The sequence below is a fragment of the Pseudorhodoplanes sinuspersici genome, from assembly GCF_002119765.1.
Classification (GTDB): Bacteria; Pseudomonadota; Alphaproteobacteria; order Rhizobiales; family Xanthobacteraceae; genus Pseudorhodoplanes; species Pseudorhodoplanes sinuspersici.
Genome location: NZ_CP021112.1, coordinates 5671631 through 5687380, shown reverse-complemented (window position 1 = coordinate 5687380; position 15750 = coordinate 5671631). Strand labels below are relative to the sequence as shown.

Here is a 15750-nt window from a genome sequence, read left to right as displayed (position 1 = left end):
ATGCCCGATCAGAGACGCGATTCTGATCATCGCCCATCGCCCGATGCGCTGCTCGCCGCGGCGCGCCGCGAGGAGACCGGCGTCGGTAAACTGAAGATCTTTGTCGGCGCCGCTCCTGGCGTCGGCAAGACCTATGAAATGCTGTTACAGGCCCGCACCAGGCGGCAGGACGGATACGATATCGTCGTCGGCGTTGTGGAAACGCACGGCCGTAAGGAAACCGAGGCACTGCTGGAAGGGCTTGAAACGATTCCGCGCCGGCAGATCGAATACAAAGGGAAATGGCTCGAGGAAATGGACCTCGACGCGATTATTGTTCGCAAGCCGCAGATCGTCCTCGTCGATGAACTCGCACATACCAATGCGGCCGGCAGCCGCCATCCCAAGCGCTATCTCGACGTCGAGGAATTGCTGAACAACGGCATCGACGTCTATAGTACGGTCAACATCCAGCACATCGAGAGCCTGAACGACGTCATTGCGCAAATTACCGGCGTGCGCGTCCGCGAAACCATTCCCGATTCCATTTTCGATCGCGCCGACGCGGTGAAGCTCGTCGATGTCACGCCCGACGATTTGATCCAGCGGCTCAAGGAAGGGAAAGTCTACGTTCCCAAACAGGCCGAGCGTGCGCTGAAGCATTTTTTCTCGCCGACCAATCTGACAGCGTTGCGCGAGCTTGCGTTGCGCCGCACGGCGGAACGGGTCGACGATCAGCTCTTCGATCAGATGCAGCAGCACGCGATCCAGGGCCCCTGGGCCGCTGGCGAAAGGGTGCTCGTCTGTGTCAGCGAGGATCCGCGTGCGGCGGGGCTTGTCCGTTACGCCAAGCGGTTGGCCGAGCGCCTGCATGCATCCTGGACGGCGCTTTACATCGAGAGCCGCCGGAGCCTGCAACTCACGGAAGTCGAGCGCGACCGGATTGCCGACACACTTCGGCTTGCCGAAGCGCTCGGCGGCGACGCCGTGACGATTCCGGGCGGCGACCGGCGTATTGCCGATGATATCGTCCGGTATGCGCAAGAGAACAATGTCACCCAGATCATCATCGGCAAGTCTAGCCGGTCCCGGTGGTTCGAGATCGTTCATGGCTCTGTCGTCCATGATCTTGCGCGTCGATCCGGAAATATCAGCGTCCATGTCATTGCCGGCGAAGACATTGCAAGCGAGACAATACCCGCCAAGGATGTGCGGCCGGCGCAGACCATCACATCGTTCGACCTGCGCGCCTATGTCGTGGCGTTTATCGCCAGTGGCGTGGCATTGAGTATTGGGAAACTCATCCAGCCATGGTTCGGTATCGAGAACGTCGATCTCGTTTTTCTGACGGCTGTGGTGGGCGTGGCGGTGCGATATGGACTGTGGCCGTCGCTTTTCGCCAGCGTGGTCTGTTCTCTCTTCTACAATTTCTTTTTCATGCCACCGACTTACACGTTCACGATTGCCGATCCGACGAACGTGGGAGCATTTGTCTTTTTCATTCTGATGGCGAGCATTGTCTCGAATGTCGCGGCACGCGTGCGCACGCAGGCAGTGGCGGCGATGAGCCGGGCCCGCACCACAGAATCTCTCTATACCTTTAGCCGAAAGCTGGCCGGCGTCGGTACGCTCGATGACGTGCTTTGGGCCACGGCTTATCAAACGGCCCTGATGCTGCGGGTGCGCGTTGTGCTGCTGTTGCCGCAGAATGGTTCGATTGCCGTGAAGGCAGGATATCCGCCCGAAGACACGCTGGACGATGCGGACATTGCCGCTGCCAAATGGGCATGGGAAAATAACCGGACGGCGGGGCGGGGATCGGACACCTTGCCGGGCGCCAAGCGCCTGTTTTTGCCGATGCGGACCGGCCGCGGCGCGATCGGTGTCGTTGGTATCGACAGCGACAAGCCCGGCCCGATGCTGACGACCGACGAGCGACGGCTGCTGGATGCGCTGATCGATCAGGGCGCGCTGGCCATCGAGCGCGTCTATCTCGTCGAGGATATGGACCGCGCGAAGCGGACGATAGAAGCGGACCGGCTCCGCTCGGCCTTGCTGACGTCAATCTCACACGATTTGAAGACGCCGCTGGCGGCCGTGATCGGGTCGGCCGGGACACTTCGCGACCTATCGGGCAAGCTTGGCGAGGCCGAAAAGGCCGACCTCCTGACGACAATTATCGACGAATCCGAACGCCTCAACCGCTTCATTGCCAATCTGCTCGATATGACGAAGCTTGAATCGGGTGCGGTCGTCCCAAATTCGGCACGGCACGATCTTGGCGAGATCGTGGGATCTGCGTTGCAAAGGGCCAGCAAGATCCTGTCCGGCCTACGCGTCGAACTCGATCTTGCGCCGGACATGCCAATGATCGAGGTCGATGCGGTGTTGTTCGAGCAGGTGCTGTTCAATCTTCTCGATAATGCCGCGAAATATGCCGATCCCGGTACGACCGTTCGCGTTCAAAGCTGGTGCGATAGCCAATCCATCTATCTGCAGATCCTCGACGAGGGACCCGGCATTGCCCCCGCGGACCTCGAGCAGATCTTCGACAAATTTTATCGCGCGCAGAAGGGCGATCATGTCCGCGCGGGTACGGGATTGGGGCTCGCCATTTCGCGCGGGTTTGTGGAGGCGATGAAGGGTACGATCACCGCAGCCAACCGAACCGACCGATCGGGCGCGATATTCACGATCAGGCTGCCGATCCCGGCACCGCAACAGATCAGTTCTGCCGCATGACTGCAGCTCCCCTCAAAGTGCTTGTGATCGATGACGAGCCGCCGATCCGTAAACTCTTGCGCATGGGTCTGAGCACGCAGGGCTACCAGGTGTTGGAGGCGTCGAATGGGAAAAGTGCCCTCGAAATGCTCGGCGAACATCCTGACCTGATCATCCTCGATCTTGGATTGCCGGATATTGACGGCCACCAACTGCTGGCCAATCTTCGCTCCCGGGCCGAGGCGGTACCGATCGTTGTCTTGTCGAGCCGCGGCGATGAAGCCGGCAAGGTTCGGGCGCTCGATCTTGGCGCCGACGATTATATCACCAAGCCATTCGGGATGGAGGAATTGCTGGCGCGCATGCGGGCCGCGCTCCGTCATCAATTGCAGGTGCAGGGCGAGCGTCCGGTCTTTCGTGTCGGAGAGCTCTCGGTTGATCTCGTGCGGCGGATCGTGAAGCTCGGCGATCAGGATGTGAAACTGTCACCGAAGGAATATGATCTTTTGCGCATCCTGGTTCAGCACGCGGGAAAGGTGCTGACGCACAAGTTTCTGTTGAACGAGTTATGGGACGATCTGACGGATGCGCAATATCTGCGGGTCTATGTACGTCAGCTCAGGCAGAAGGTGGAGATCGATCCCGAGCGGCCTCAATACATCCTGACGGAAACCGGGGTCGGCTATCGGTTGCGGGCTCCAGATTGAGGCGAGAATGAAAATAGCTGACTTTCTTTCGCCGACCGATGTCATTGTCGATGCGGTATGCGCAGACAAGAATCAGGCGTTACGGCAACTCGCGGAGCGCGCGTCGGCCGCGCTCGGCATTCCGGCGAATCCTATCCAGACAGCGTTGCGCGCCAGAGAAGATCTCGGGTCGACCGGCACCGGTGGCGGCGTGGCGATTCCGCACGCGCGGGTCGACTTTGTACAAAAACCTTACGGGGTGCTGATGAAGCTGAATCGATCGATCGATTTCGATTCGATGGATGGCAAGCCGGTCGATATCGTCTTCATGTTGCTCTTGCCGAAGACGCCCGAAGGCGATCAGCTGGGTGTCCTGGCGGCGGTTTCGAGGACGCTGAGGTCGGCACCTGTCGTCCGGAAAATGCGGGAAGCGACGACGTCATCGGAGTTGTCCGAGATTGCGTCCAGCCAAAGCTAGGATTCATTCTCCGGCCCCATCAGAATATCGCACATCGCATCGACCAGTTTCTCGATGTCGCGCAGATCGTTGAGGCGGCGATTAATGACGAAGCCGTCATAGGCCATCATGAAGAGATGCGGCAGAAGGTCATAACGGCCACGCCCTCCTTGATCCTTCGGCAGGGCGCCTTCGATCATCGTCATCAGGCGGGCCTCGGTCCAGGCCAGAAGCGGCGAAGGCTTTTTCTCGGCCGGATCGGCCGAGGCCAGCGCTTCGATGTGGCTGTTGGCGAGGCCGATATTGTCCATCGGAATGTCGCGCCAGATCCCGAGCAGGATCACTCGCAATTTTTCGCGCGGTTTCTTGATCGTCCGCACGCGGGCTTCCAGCTGCTCGAAGCATTCCTTTTCCCACGGCTCGATGACCGCATAAAGCAGGTGCAGCTTGGACGGAAAATACGAATAAAGGCTGCTGACGCCGGTACCGGCGAGCTGAGCGATGTCCTGCAGGGTCGTCCGGTGGTAACCGCGTTCGGAAAACAGATCGCGTGCCGAATCAAGAATGGCGTTGCGGACCGTTTCCTTCTTGACCTGAACCACGCCTCTTGCCGCCCTGCACGATTTGTCTGCCTTAAATCGGGATTGTCATTGGCGCATGGACGCCGTCGCAATTGGTCAATGCAACATGCTTCCGGCGGATGCGAAATGAGTCGTCCTCACGCGCAATATGGTGGATTTGTCGCCCGGCGTAAATGCGCTGACGTTCGCCTTGCAATTCTGTGCAAAGGAAGGCGGCTCCCACCTCGAAATCCGTCGATGTCGCATCGCCTTTGAGGACTTCAATATTGCTGACCAGATGCACCGTCCGTGGCATAGGGGTCAGTACCAGCGCCCGCGCTTCCAGGAGCCGCTGCACGCGGATCGCGAGGATCGCATGATCTTCGTAGATGATCGAGGCGACATTCAAGGGGTCGGTCTGTCCCGGCTTGCTCGGCATCCAGTAGATGCCCTGCGGCGCATAAAGATCGAGCCAAGCCTCGAACTGGCCCTCGTCCAGAAGCCTGGCTTCCTTCAGAATGAAAAGCTCGATCTCGCGAAGGGTCTCGTAGGGAAGCATCAGGCAGCCTCGGCCGTCATGTGTTTGAGCCAGGCCTTGAACTGCACGCGCATCGGCATTTCGCTGGCGGCACCGGATACGCTGCCATCGGCATCGGTCTGGTCGTTGTCGAGGCCGCGCGAGAAATCGATCCACGGGCCCGTCTCGGTCGCAAGACCCCGCTGGCAGCGCTCCAGCATCTCCACGTCGTCGGAGAAGATCATCGAGGCCGGTGAGCCGATGGTGGTGAGGAAGCGGACGGCGCGATGGAACATTTCGTCCGGCGCGCCTTTCAGGCGGAAGCAATGGATGCGCACGAGTGTGCGGTCCACCGATAGCGGTATGGTCACGCGCATTTGCTGGTATTGCGCGTTGATGATGAGGTTTGGATAGATGATGTTGTTGAAGCGGGTCATGCCGAGCACGCTGTTGGCCCGTTCGACGCCGATCTTCTCCGCCAGCAGGGCGCGATATTTCGCCGATACCGGGTCCTCGTTCTGGTTGGCGAGCACACCCTGATTGTAGAAGCTCGTCATATAGGTGTGGCCACTATCCAGGCCGCTGAGCTGGATGCCTTCCCATTCCTTGAAGCCGAAGCCGTTGGCGAGCAGCATTTCCCGGGTCTGATCCTGATCGAGGATCGACGCATTGGCTGGCGCCTTGCGTGCCGGAATGACTGAAGACGAGTGCACAAAAGTCGGATGGAAGATGTCGGCGGCGTTTTCCAGATGCAGCTTCCAATTGCCGCTATATTCCAGCGAGAAGCTCGAATCCGCGATTTCGACCTCTCCATCAGGAGCGCGATCGACGAGATTGTCGATGACGTCCGTCATCGGGCCGAGGTGTTCAAGCAACGGCGGCGGATTGTCGGACAGGTTGGCGAAGACGAAGCCGCGATAGCTCTGCACATTGGCGATCCGCTGCATATGGTTCTGCGGATCGGTGATGCTGAAATTTGCCGGATAGCTCTTGGGGTGAGGAACGGAGGAGAGCGATCCGTCCGGACGGAAAACCCAGGCGTGATAAGGACAGCTAAAAGTACGGCTCGTGCCGCCATCGACCATGCATAGCCGCGCGCCGCGATGCGGGCAGCGGTTATGCAGGACGTAGATCTGTCCATCGTTATGGCGGGTTACCAGCACTTCGTATTTCGAGAGGCGCGTGCGGATGAAGTCACCAGGCTGCTTGAGCTGGCTTTCATGCGCCACATAAATCCAGAGGCGGCCGAAAATGCGCTCTTGTTCCATCGCGAAGATCTGTGGATCGGCATAAGCGCGCCGATGCACATGGTCCGGCCGGATCAAAGCGCGGATATCATCCGCGCCGATTGGCATCTCGATGGGCTGTGGTGCGCTGATCGCGTTGCTCATGTCACGGTCCTATCGCTGACATCGGCCGACGACCTCTTATTATAACGGTTTCAGTTAGCGTCAAAGCCGAATTATAATCGATTTTGAAATTCGGCTACCGAATACTGTTGAAATATTGGTCATCGCAGCAATTCGGAGAAGATCTCACGGAAGACAGGGGATGTTTCCAGTCCGGTACCGGGAGCATCGGGCAGCGTGGCCCGGCCGTTTGTCACCGGTAGAGCGGCTGTCAGCCGGCCGAACAGACCGCTTTCATCCATCGCCGTTTCACCAAGGCCAAGGCCGAGACCGGCCACAACGTTGAATGCGAGCAGATGGCCGGCATGGGGCGCGCAATTCTTCCGTTGCCAGCTATGGGCAGCCATCATCTCCAGAATTTTTCGGTATTCGACGATGCCATAGCTGAGCGAGACGTCGAATTGCAGAATGTCGCGTTCCGGGCGCAGGCCGCCGTGACGCAGAAGATTGCGTGTGTCGTCTGCCGAAAAGATGTTTTCGCCGGTGGCGAGCGGAATGGCGCAACTCCCGGCGAGCTGCCGGTGAAGGTCGTAATCCAGTGGATGGACCGGCTCTTCCAGCCAGGCAATCGGATAGTCAGACAGTTTCTCGGCATACGTCACGGCGGTATCGAGGGAGAATGTCCCGTTACCATCGACGGCCAAAGTCATGCCGGGTTCGAGCAGGGACAACACGGCTTCGATTCGCCGCAGGTCTTCATCCGGGGTGACTCCGCCGATCTTGATCTTGAAACGCGTATGCCCACGCCCGATCGAACGGCGGATATCGTCGCGCAGCATCTCGATATCTTTTTCAGCCCGATAATGGCCACCGCTGGCGTAGATATCGATCGTGTTATTTGCCGGTTGGTTATCAACGGAGGCGAGATGGGCCCATAGCGGCAGGCCGGCCTGCTTGGCCGCGATGTCCCACAAGGCAGCGTCCAAAAGGCCCACTGCGCCGGGTCTTTCGCCGTGCCCGCCGGCCTTTTCGTTGCGCATCATCACCGACCAGGCTTTGGCCGGATCGATGCTCCCGCTGTCGTCGCAATAATCGCCGGCATCGGCGTCAAGGAGGCGCGGGATGAACCGTTCCCGCAACAGGCCGCCATGCGCGTAGCGGCCAATGGAATCGAAGGCATAACCGACCAGCGGTTTGCTATCCCTGTATGCATCCGTATGAACGGCGAGGGCACTCGCCGTCATGCCGTCGAAGCTGATACTGGAGTTGCGGCTCGCTGCCGTCAGCCGGATCGTCCGCTCCTTGACCGCAACAATGCGCATCGTTCAGTGTCAAGCCTGCCGCCAATCATGCTCGGCGACATCGAATACGATGCCGTTATTGTCCTTGAACTTCTTCTCGGCGTCGACGCCGGGGAAACTCGGCAGTTGCATAAAGAATTCGCCGCCGAATTCCTTGATCTTGTCGGCGGTCTTCGATTCGTCATCGACGACAAAGCCGATGTGATGCAGGCCCGCCCAATCCGGTCCGCCTTTGGCGCCTTTGGTGCCTTCCGGGAAATGCAGCAAGGTCAGATTCATAATCCCATCCGACAGCGAAACGGCATTGCCGATCGGGCTCTCGACCTGGCTGACTCGTTTGAGTTCGAACACGCCTTCGTAGAATGCGGCGGCCTTTTCGAGATCGGGAACTTGAATGGCGATATGACGAATTTTGCCCATGATGGCCTCCTCCGCGTTGCGAGAACGACGATTGTTGATGCCGGAGACTAATTGAAACGTATTCCGGCCGCTACCGCTAAACTGCAAATACATCTAGCCGATCAAGATGAATATGCTTCGGTTTTGGATGCGAAATGCGCTGCGTTGCAACAAAGATAAGCGATGTTGGGTCGTGAGATGCGATCGCGTTCGCGGTGACGAGCGCGCCCGATCCGTTTGGGGTGAATGTTTCAGCTCTCACAAGGCTCTGTTCTATAAGGAAAATTTCAATTCTCGAAGAGCGGGCTGACTTTGGTGATTGGTCGAAACGTGATGGCCTGTGGTCCTCCGGTCTTTTCTTCGCATTGCACAGAATGAAATCAGTGTACGCATCATTATCTGGCTTGACCCTATTCACATAAGCGAACAAGTTTCGGTTATGTAATGATCCTAATCTGGGAGGATGATCATGCGTGCGATGGGCGGTTTCCGCGTCGAGACACGTTGGCTGAGTGCAGGTCTTGCAAGTGCCGCTCTGCTTTTCGCCGCGCCTATGCCGATTCAGGCGCAGGAAGTGACATTGAAGGCAGCCGTTTTCGTGCCGCCGACAACAACCTATGGCATTCCTTTCAAGCGCTTCGTCGATCGCGTGAACGAAACCGGCAAGGGCGTATTGCAGATCCGCATTGTCGGCGGTCCGGAAGCCGTGCCGGCCAACAACCAGGCCGATGCCGTGAAGTCCGGCGTGCTCGACATCGCTTCGATCCCGCCCGCTTATTACAAGAGCAACATGGTGGAGGGCGATGCGCAGATCCTCTCCGATATGACTGTCGCCGAGCAGCGGGCGTCCGGTGCTTATGCCATGCTCAACAAGATCGCCAATGACCGCATGAATGCGGTTTATCTCACGACTTACGGCATGGGTGTGCCGTTTCATCTTTATCTGACCAAGGACGCCACGGTTGCCAAACCCGACGATCTGAAAGGCCTGCGCCTGCGCGGGCAGCCGAACTACAATGCGATCTTCAAACAATATAACATTGCCAGCGTGAACATCGCTGCGCCGGAAGTGTTCACGGCGCTCGAACGCGGCGTCGTGCAGGGCTACGGGTGGCCGCTGTGGGGCATCAACGATTTTGGCTGGGACAAGCTGACCAAGGTGCGTGTCGATCCCGGCTTCTACAACGTCGTCGTCAATATCCTGATGAACAAGGCATCCTACGACAAGCTGTCGCCGGCCCAGCGCAAGGTAATCGACGATGCCGTGGCCTGGTTCGAGGCGGATACACTGACCTACACCGCTGAAAACACCAAGGCGACGCTGGATGCGCAGGAGAAGCAAGGCATCAAGACGGTCAATTTTGGACCGGAATTCAAGAAGGTTGCGGTTCAACTCTACTGGGACGACCTGAAGAAGCTCAGCCCTGACTCGATCGCCAAGCTGCAATCGCTGTTGATCAAGAAGTAACAGTGCGCGACCTCACAATCGAGACGAAGCTCTAGCATGCGCGCCATTTTCTGGCTGAACAGCCTCTTGGTGCGCGCGCTTTGTGTGCTGGCGGTCTTGCTGGTCGCGGCGATGATGCTCGGCATCTGCGCCGAAGTCATCCTGCGGATATTCGGGTTTCCTTCGATCATTGGTCTGATCGAGCTGACGGAGTATGCGCTGTTCATCTCGACCTTCTTCGTTGCGCCTTATCTCCTGAAAACCAACGAGCATATCCGGGTCGATCTGGTCATCGCGCGGATCGATCCCGCCAATGCCCGATACATCGAGTGCGGCGTGATGATCGCCATCATGGTGATTTCGCTCATTACCGGCGTCATTGCGACGATCCTGATGGTCCGCAGCTTTCACGAAGGCACACTGATCTTCAAGGATCTGATCTTTCCGCAATGGTGGCTGGACTGGATCATTCCGCTGTCGTCTCTGGCAATGTTCCTGCAGGCTCTGGAGATGTTGGTCACATTGATGAGGCTTCCGGACAGCGACGTACCGCTGCCGCACGAACAGGTGCCGGGCATCCGGCCGGATGAGCTGCCATGAGCTGGGTCTCGATACTGGCGGCCATGTTCACCGCCAAGGTGCTGCTGCTGCTGGCGGCGCTTCCGGTCGCCTTCGTGTTCTTCATCATTAATATCGCCGGCTCGTATCTGATTTTCGGAGGCATTCCGGGGCTTGAGCAGATGGTGCGCAACGAGCAGATTTCCGTTGCGCAATTTTCGCTGGTGCCGATCCCGCTCTTCGTCCTGATGGGCGAGGTGCTGTTTCACACAGGGCTTGCGATGAAGTCGGTGGATGCGGTCGACGCCGTCATTCGCCGCGTGCCCGGCCGTCTGGCAGTGGTGACGCTGGTGGCGGGCACGATCTTTTCAGCGATCTCCGGATCGACCATCGCAACCACGGCAATGCTCGGCTCGCTGCTGCTGCCGCAGATGCTGGCGCGGGGCTATGACCCGAAAACAGCGATGGGCCCGACGCTGGCGATCGGTGGCGTCGATATCCTGATTCCGCCATCCGGTTTGGCGGTGCTGCTCGGCAGTCTCGCCGGCATTTCCATCACCGGCCTTCTGGTCGGCGGCATCGTGCCGGGATTGATCCTGGCCGTTTTCTTTATCGCCTATGTGATGCTGCGGTGCTGGCTCAATCCGTCACTCGCGCCGGTATCAGACGATGAAGGCATTAAAATCGAGCGGCCCTGGCTTAATCTCATTGTTACCGTCGCGCCGCTGATTCTGATCTTTGGCATCGTTGTTTTCAGCATGACCGAAGGCTGGGCGACGCCAACAGAATCGAGTGCGCTGGGCGCGTTCGCTACCATTATTCTCGCGCTCTGCTATCGCAGCCTGACGCCGCAAAATCTCTGGAAGTCCTTTATCGGGACGCTCTCCATTTCCGGAGCGCTGCTGTTCATTATCGTCGGCGCGACGACGTTCGCCCAGTTGCTCAGCTTTTCCGGCGCCACCGCCGGCCTGGTCGCGTTGATCGAAGGGGCGGGACTGACGCCGAATGTCGTCATGATCGGCATGCTGGCGATCCTGGTGCTACTGGGCTTCTTCATCGACCAGACCAGCATCATGATGATCACGCTGCCGTTCTATATGCCGCTGCTGCGGACGATGGGCGTCGATCTCGTGTGGTTCGGCATTCTCTATCTGCTGTGCATGCAGATCGGGCTGCTGACGCCGCCATTCGGGCTGTTGCTGTTCGTGCTCAAGGGGGTGGCGCCGCCGCACATCACCATCGGCACGATCTATCGTGCCGCCATTCCCTATGTGTGGCTGACGGTGCTGATGATGGTGCTGATCTTTATCTTCCCGCAGATCGTGACCACCTTTGTTCCCGATTAGCGTACGATCATCGCTATGAAGGCCCCGAATTTCCTCTATCGCCGTCCTGAAAGCCTCGACGAAGCCTTGGCGCTGCTCGATGACAACATCGGTGATGCGCAAGTGCTGGCTGGCGGTCAAAGCCTGATGCCGACCCTGGCGATGCGGTTGTCGTCGCCGGCCATGCTGGTCGATATCAATCGGATCGCATCGCTTGAGGGAGTAGTTGAAACGGAGCAGGCGATCCGTCTCGGCGCATTGGCGCGGCATTATCAAGTGCTGGCATCTCCTCTGATCGCGGGCAAAGTGCCTCTGCTGGCATCGGCGATGACGCATGTGGCACACATGGCCGTGCGCAATCGCGGCACAACATGCGGCAGTCTCGCGCTGGCCGATCCGTCGGCTGAGGCTCCGGCTGTCGCAGTGCTGCTGAACGCCATGATCCATCTCGAAAGCAGGGGTGGGAAGAGGGACGTCGCGGCCCGTGATTTTTTCGAAGGGCTTTATACAACATCACGGAACGACAACGAGATCATCACCGGCGTCAGCTTTCCACGCGCCGAAGCGGCAGAGATATTTCATTTCAATGAGCTGAGCCGGCGACATGGCGACTTTGCCGTCGTTGGCATCGGGGTGAAGGCTCGAAAGGTGGAAGGCCGCATCGATGCCATCGAAGTGGTGATTTTCGGCTCTGAGCCATCGCCGCTGCTCAGCGAAACGGCAGCCGGGATGACAATTGCCGCAGATACGTCCGACGATACCCTGCGCGATATGGTCCAAGCGATTGCGGACGACATGGACCCGATCGACAATCATCAGGGACGACCCGAAACCAAAAGGCGGCAGGCGGCTGAGTTAATGCGACGTGGCTTCATCGCGTTTCGTGAGGCACTGCATGTCTGACCCTGCCGGCGAATTGCACGAGATTGCTTTCATCTTGAATGGCGAGACTGTTTCCGCGGCGGTCTCCGCGCGCATGCATCTCGGCGATTTCATCCGCGAGGTGATGGGTAAGACCGGGACGCATATCGGTTGTGAACACGGCGTCTGCGGCGCCTGCAATGTGACGATCGACGGCAGATCGGTCAGGAGCTGTCTGATGCTGGCCGTCCAGGCCGACGGCACCCATGTCGAGACCATCGAGGGATTGACGCAAAGCGGCATCATTGCCGACCTGCAACAGGAGTTCGTCGCCCGCAATGCGTTGCAATGCGGGTATTGCACGCCCGGCATTCTCGCGACGGCAGCCGAGATGTTGAATGGGCCGAGCTTGTCACGCGAGAATATTCGCGAGGCGCTGTCGGGAAATTTCTGCCGTTGCACCGGTTACCATGCCATTGTCGATGCCATCGAAGCGGTGATGGCGCGGCGCGTCGAGGCCGCGTCATGACAGAAACGCGTGGCATGATCGGCGCGCGCTTGCCGCGTCCTGAAGCGCGGAGGTTCGTTGCGGGCAACGGTCGCTATACGGACGATATTGCCATTGGCGGTGTCGGCCAAGTGGCGTTTCTGCGCAGTCCGCATGCCCATGCGCGGATCGCGTCAATCGACGTATCGGTCGCGAAGGCGAGCCCGGGTGTCATTGCTGTCGTGACGGCGGACGATCTTGCGGCCATTTGCACGCCCTGGCAGACCAAGCTGGCGATGCTGCCATCACACATATCGCCGGAGCAATTTCCGCTCGCGCGCGGCGAAGCGACCTGGCAAGGCGAGGCCGTCGTGGCTGTGGTCGCGGAGAGCCGGGCGCAGGCTGAAGACGCAATTGAATTGATCGGTGTTGCGTGGGCAGAGCTTCCGGCCATCGGCTCGATCGATGCCGCGGCGGCAACAGACGCCGCGAAAGTCAGTACGCAACTGGCTGGCAATCTCGGTCTCGACCATGTCTTCAAGGCCGGCGATCCGGGTACGGCGTTTGAACAGGCTCACGTCGTCGTCGAGCACGAATTCAGCTTCGGCCGGCAGACAGGCGTGACGCTGGAGCCGCGGGCGATCATTGCCGATTTCGATGCGCGAACACGCAAGCTGACGGTGCAGCACTCGCACCAGGTGCCGAACCAGATGCGCGAAATCTTCGCGGCGCAGTTCGGTCTGTCATTTAGCGACGTTCATGTCATTACGCCCGATGTCGGCGGCGCCTTCGGCATGAAGCTTTCGGCTTATCCGGATGAGATGGCTGTCGCGGCGATTGCGATTTTGCTCGGACGACCGGTGAAGTTTGTCGCCGACCGGCTGGAATCCTTCGTCAGCGATGTGCATGCACGCGAAGCGCGGGTGAAAAGCCGGCTCGCGGTGGATGGCGACGGCCATCTCCTCGCCATGGATGTCGCGGTTTTATCCGGCATGGGCGCTTATTCATCCTATCCGCGCGGCAGTCTGGGTGAAGGATTGCAGGCCGTGCATATGTCGGCAGCGGCTTACCGGCTGCCAATTTTCAACGGGACATTGCGGAGCTATTTTCAGAACAAGGTGCCGAGTGGGGTGTTACGAGCGGTCGGGCAGCCGATTGCCACAACGGTCACGGAGCAGTTGCTCGATCTTGCCGCGCGCAAGCTCGATATCGACCCAGCCGATATCCGCCGTCGCAACTACGCAGCTTCCGACGAGAAGAACACACGCAGTGCCGCCGGAACTGTGTTGAGCCAATTGTCGCTTGATCGATGCCACGACAAGCTGCTGGAGTTGATGGATTATGAGGCGCTGCGCCGCGATCAGGCGGAGTTAAGACAACAGGGGATCTATCGCGGCATCGGCCTCGCGGCCTTTATCGAACAGACCGGCGTTGGGCCAGCGCTCTACGGATCGCAGCAGGTGCGCGTATCGGCCCATGAAAGCTGCCGACTGTCGCTGGAAGCGTCTGGCGGTATCCGCTGTGCCACCAGCATTACCGATCAGGGCCAGGGCACGATGACGGCGTTACGGCAGATTGTCGGGGAGACGCTGGGCGTCGATATCGGTGCTGTCGAGATTGTCTGTGGCGATACGACGTCCGCGCCGTTTGGTGGCGGTGCCTGGGCATCGCGCGGAACGGCGCTTGGCGGCGAGGCGGCACTGCGTGCCGCAAGGAAGCTGAGGGGCAGCATTCTCGCGATTGCAGGCTCCATCTTGCAAGCGCAGCCGCACGAATTGCGGATCGAGGCCGGCAAGATCGTCAACGCCGCTGGTATGCCGCAACTCTCGATCGCCGATGTCGCGGCGAGGGCGCATTATCAGTCACACACGCTTCCGCTCGACGATTTACCGCCGCTGGAATTCGCTGAGACATACGCACCGCGCGATCTTCCTTATTTTGTGTCAAACGGCATCCAGGCTGCGCATGTTGAAGTGGATGCGGGGCTCGGCGCGATCAGGATTCTCGGATTCTGGGTGGTTGACGATTGCGGCACGGTGATCAATCCGCTTCTGGTCGACGAACAGATTCGCGGCGGCGTCGTACAGGGCATCGGCGCCGCGCTTTACGAGCAATGCATCTATAATGAAGACGCGCAGCTCGAGAATGGAACCCTTGCCGACTATCTCGTCCCCATGGCGAGCGAGATGCCGGACATTCACGTCGCCCATGTCGAGACGCCGATCAGCGCGACAACGCTCGGGGCGCGCGGGGTGGGGGAAGCAGGGGCCGTTGCGGCCGCTGCTGCAATCTGGACCGCCGTGAATGATGCGCTGTCGCCATTCGGCGCCGTTGTAACGCAGCAGCCGATCACGCCCGAACATGTGCTGGATTGTATTGATCAGGCGAAATCCTAGGTGGACGTATCGCTTCGGTGGCAAGGCCAGCCATCGCTTTGATGTAACAAGTGGTCCTTCCATCTCCCCTGACAGAGTACCGCTGGACGCGAAACATCACGCCAGCCTCTGATCGAGCATAGCTGTTCATCATGGTCGACTGCGCTTTTCTGAATTCAAATCGTCGCGGTTGATGTTGGTAACACCATCTGGAAGTTTCAACTGCGATATTACCTTCGTCATGCGTAAACAAGCCGACGGATGTCGATGTGCGCGATCACGATCCGGATGATGCGATCACAGTCGCAATGATCGCAGCATGGTAAAACACTGCTGTTGTGATCGTGCAGTGTTACCTCGCGTGCATTTCGAATGAATTTCGTTCTGCGTTGCGATTGACATCTGTACGTCAAAAAATTCGACGAATGCGCGAGACAAGTTACTGAGCAACGCATAAGCGCATCGCTTTAGTAGAGTGTTACTTATCGCGCGCAGAAAGTTCCTTCGTGCCGGATAAAAAGCACGGTCGCGTCAAACCTTCGACAAATTAGAATCGAAAGTTCGCTGCAGCCGCGAACAAGAACGCGCACATCTATTTGGAATCATCACCATCGTACGCAAGTCCGACAATCATCATCCCCGTCCGCTTTCGCAGAGAGTTTCGGCGACAACATTGAATGCGACAATGAAGCGAGGACAGTTTTTGAGCGTAATCGGATTGGCGAGTC

14 protein-coding genes are annotated in these 15750 nt (G+C 58.8%); 9 read left to right on the top strand and 5 right to left on the bottom strand.

The features are described from left to right. The 3 genes from CAK95_RS27585 to CAK95_RS27575 are packed head-to-tail and all read left to right on the top strand — an operon-like array spanning window position 1 to window position 3864. The gene (locus tag CAK95_RS27585) at window positions 1-2721 is read left to right on the top strand and encodes a sensor histidine kinase (protein WP_086090877.1); all 2721 of its coding nucleotides are present in this window, start codon (window positions 1-3) and stop codon (window positions 2719-2721) included. Continuing rightward, window positions 2718-3407: a response regulator gene (locus tag CAK95_RS27580; RefSeq protein ID WP_086090876.1), complete on the top strand. Its 690-nt coding sequence runs from the start codon at window positions 2718-2720 to the stop codon at window positions 3405-3407. The genes CAK95_RS27585 and CAK95_RS27580 overlap by 4 nt, the downstream gene beginning before the upstream one ends. Window positions 3408-3414: 7 nt before the next feature. Continuing rightward, on the top strand, window positions 3415-3864 hold the full coding sequence (locus CAK95_RS27575; protein WP_086090875.1) for a PTS sugar transporter subunit IIA: 450 nt from the start codon (window positions 3415-3417) through the stop codon (window positions 3862-3864). On the opposite strand, the gene CAK95_RS27570 is transcribed toward CAK95_RS27575, so the two are convergent. From CAK95_RS27570 to CAK95_RS27550, 5 genes are all read right to left on the bottom strand, one after another. After that, window positions 3861-4445: a TetR/AcrR family transcriptional regulator gene (locus CAK95_RS27570; RefSeq protein ID WP_086090874.1), complete on the bottom strand. Its 585-nt coding sequence runs from the start codon at window positions 4443-4445 to the stop codon at window positions 3861-3863. The two genes, CAK95_RS27575 and CAK95_RS27570, sit on opposite strands and share 4 nt — an antisense overlap. A 31-nt stretch (window positions 4446-4476) precedes the next feature. Then, on the bottom strand, window positions 4477-4962 hold the full coding sequence (locus CAK95_RS27565) for an aromatic-ring-hydroxylating dioxygenase subunit beta (protein ID WP_086090873.1): 486 nt from the start codon (window positions 4960-4962) through the stop codon (window positions 4477-4479). Beyond that, window positions 4962-6311, bottom strand: coding sequence for an aromatic ring-hydroxylating oxygenase subunit alpha (locus CAK95_RS27560; protein ID WP_086090872.1), 1350 nt, complete (start codon window positions 6309-6311; stop codon window positions 4962-4964). The genes CAK95_RS27565 and CAK95_RS27560 overlap by 1 nt, the downstream gene beginning before the upstream one ends. Window positions 6312-6430: 119 nt before the next feature. After that, complete coding sequence (locus CAK95_RS27555) at window positions 6431-7591, bottom strand: enolase C-terminal domain-like protein (protein WP_086090871.1); 1161 nt, start codon at window positions 7589-7591, stop codon at window positions 6431-6433. Between the two features lie 9 nt (window positions 7592-7600). Next, window positions 7601-7990: a VOC family protein gene (locus tag CAK95_RS27550; RefSeq protein ID WP_157699771.1), complete on the bottom strand. Its 390-nt coding sequence runs from the start codon at window positions 7988-7990 to the stop codon at window positions 7601-7603. 448 nt (window positions 7991-8438) lie between these two features. Here CAK95_RS27550 and dctP point away from each other — a divergent pair, with 448 nt between their 5' ends. From dctP to CAK95_RS27520, 6 genes are read left to right on the top strand one after another with little or no spacing between them, the layout of a single operon-like run. Beyond that, window positions 8439-9437: a TRAP transporter substrate-binding protein DctP gene (gene dctP, locus CAK95_RS27545; protein WP_157699770.1), complete on the top strand. Its 999-nt coding sequence runs from the start codon at window positions 8439-8441 to the stop codon at window positions 9435-9437. 36 nt (window positions 9438-9473) lie between these two features. Beyond that, window positions 9474-10016, top strand: coding sequence for a TRAP transporter small permease (locus tag CAK95_RS27540; protein ID WP_086090868.1), 543 nt, complete (start codon window positions 9474-9476; stop codon window positions 10014-10016). After that, window positions 10013-11320: a TRAP transporter large permease gene (locus tag CAK95_RS27535; RefSeq protein ID WP_086090867.1), complete on the top strand. Its 1308-nt coding sequence runs from the start codon at window positions 10013-10015 to the stop codon at window positions 11318-11320. The genes CAK95_RS27540 and CAK95_RS27535 overlap by 4 nt, the downstream gene beginning before the upstream one ends. A gap of 15 nt (window positions 11321-11335) precedes the next feature. Next, window positions 11336-12202, top strand: a complete 867-nt coding sequence (locus CAK95_RS27530) for an FAD binding domain-containing protein (protein WP_086090866.1) — start codon at window positions 11336-11338, stop codon at window positions 12200-12202. Then, window positions 12195-12689, top strand: a complete 495-nt coding sequence (locus CAK95_RS27525; RefSeq protein ID WP_086090865.1) for a (2Fe-2S)-binding protein — start codon at window positions 12195-12197, stop codon at window positions 12687-12689. The genes CAK95_RS27530 and CAK95_RS27525 overlap by 8 nt, the downstream gene beginning before the upstream one ends. Further along, window positions 12686-15043 (top strand): xanthine dehydrogenase family protein molybdopterin-binding subunit, encoded by a 2358-nt coding sequence (locus CAK95_RS27520; RefSeq protein ID WP_086090864.1) that lies wholly within the window; start codon window positions 12686-12688, stop codon window positions 15041-15043. Before CAK95_RS27525 ends, CAK95_RS27520 begins: the two co-directional genes overlap by 4 nt. The last annotated feature ends 707 nt before the right edge of the window (window positions 15044-15750 follow it).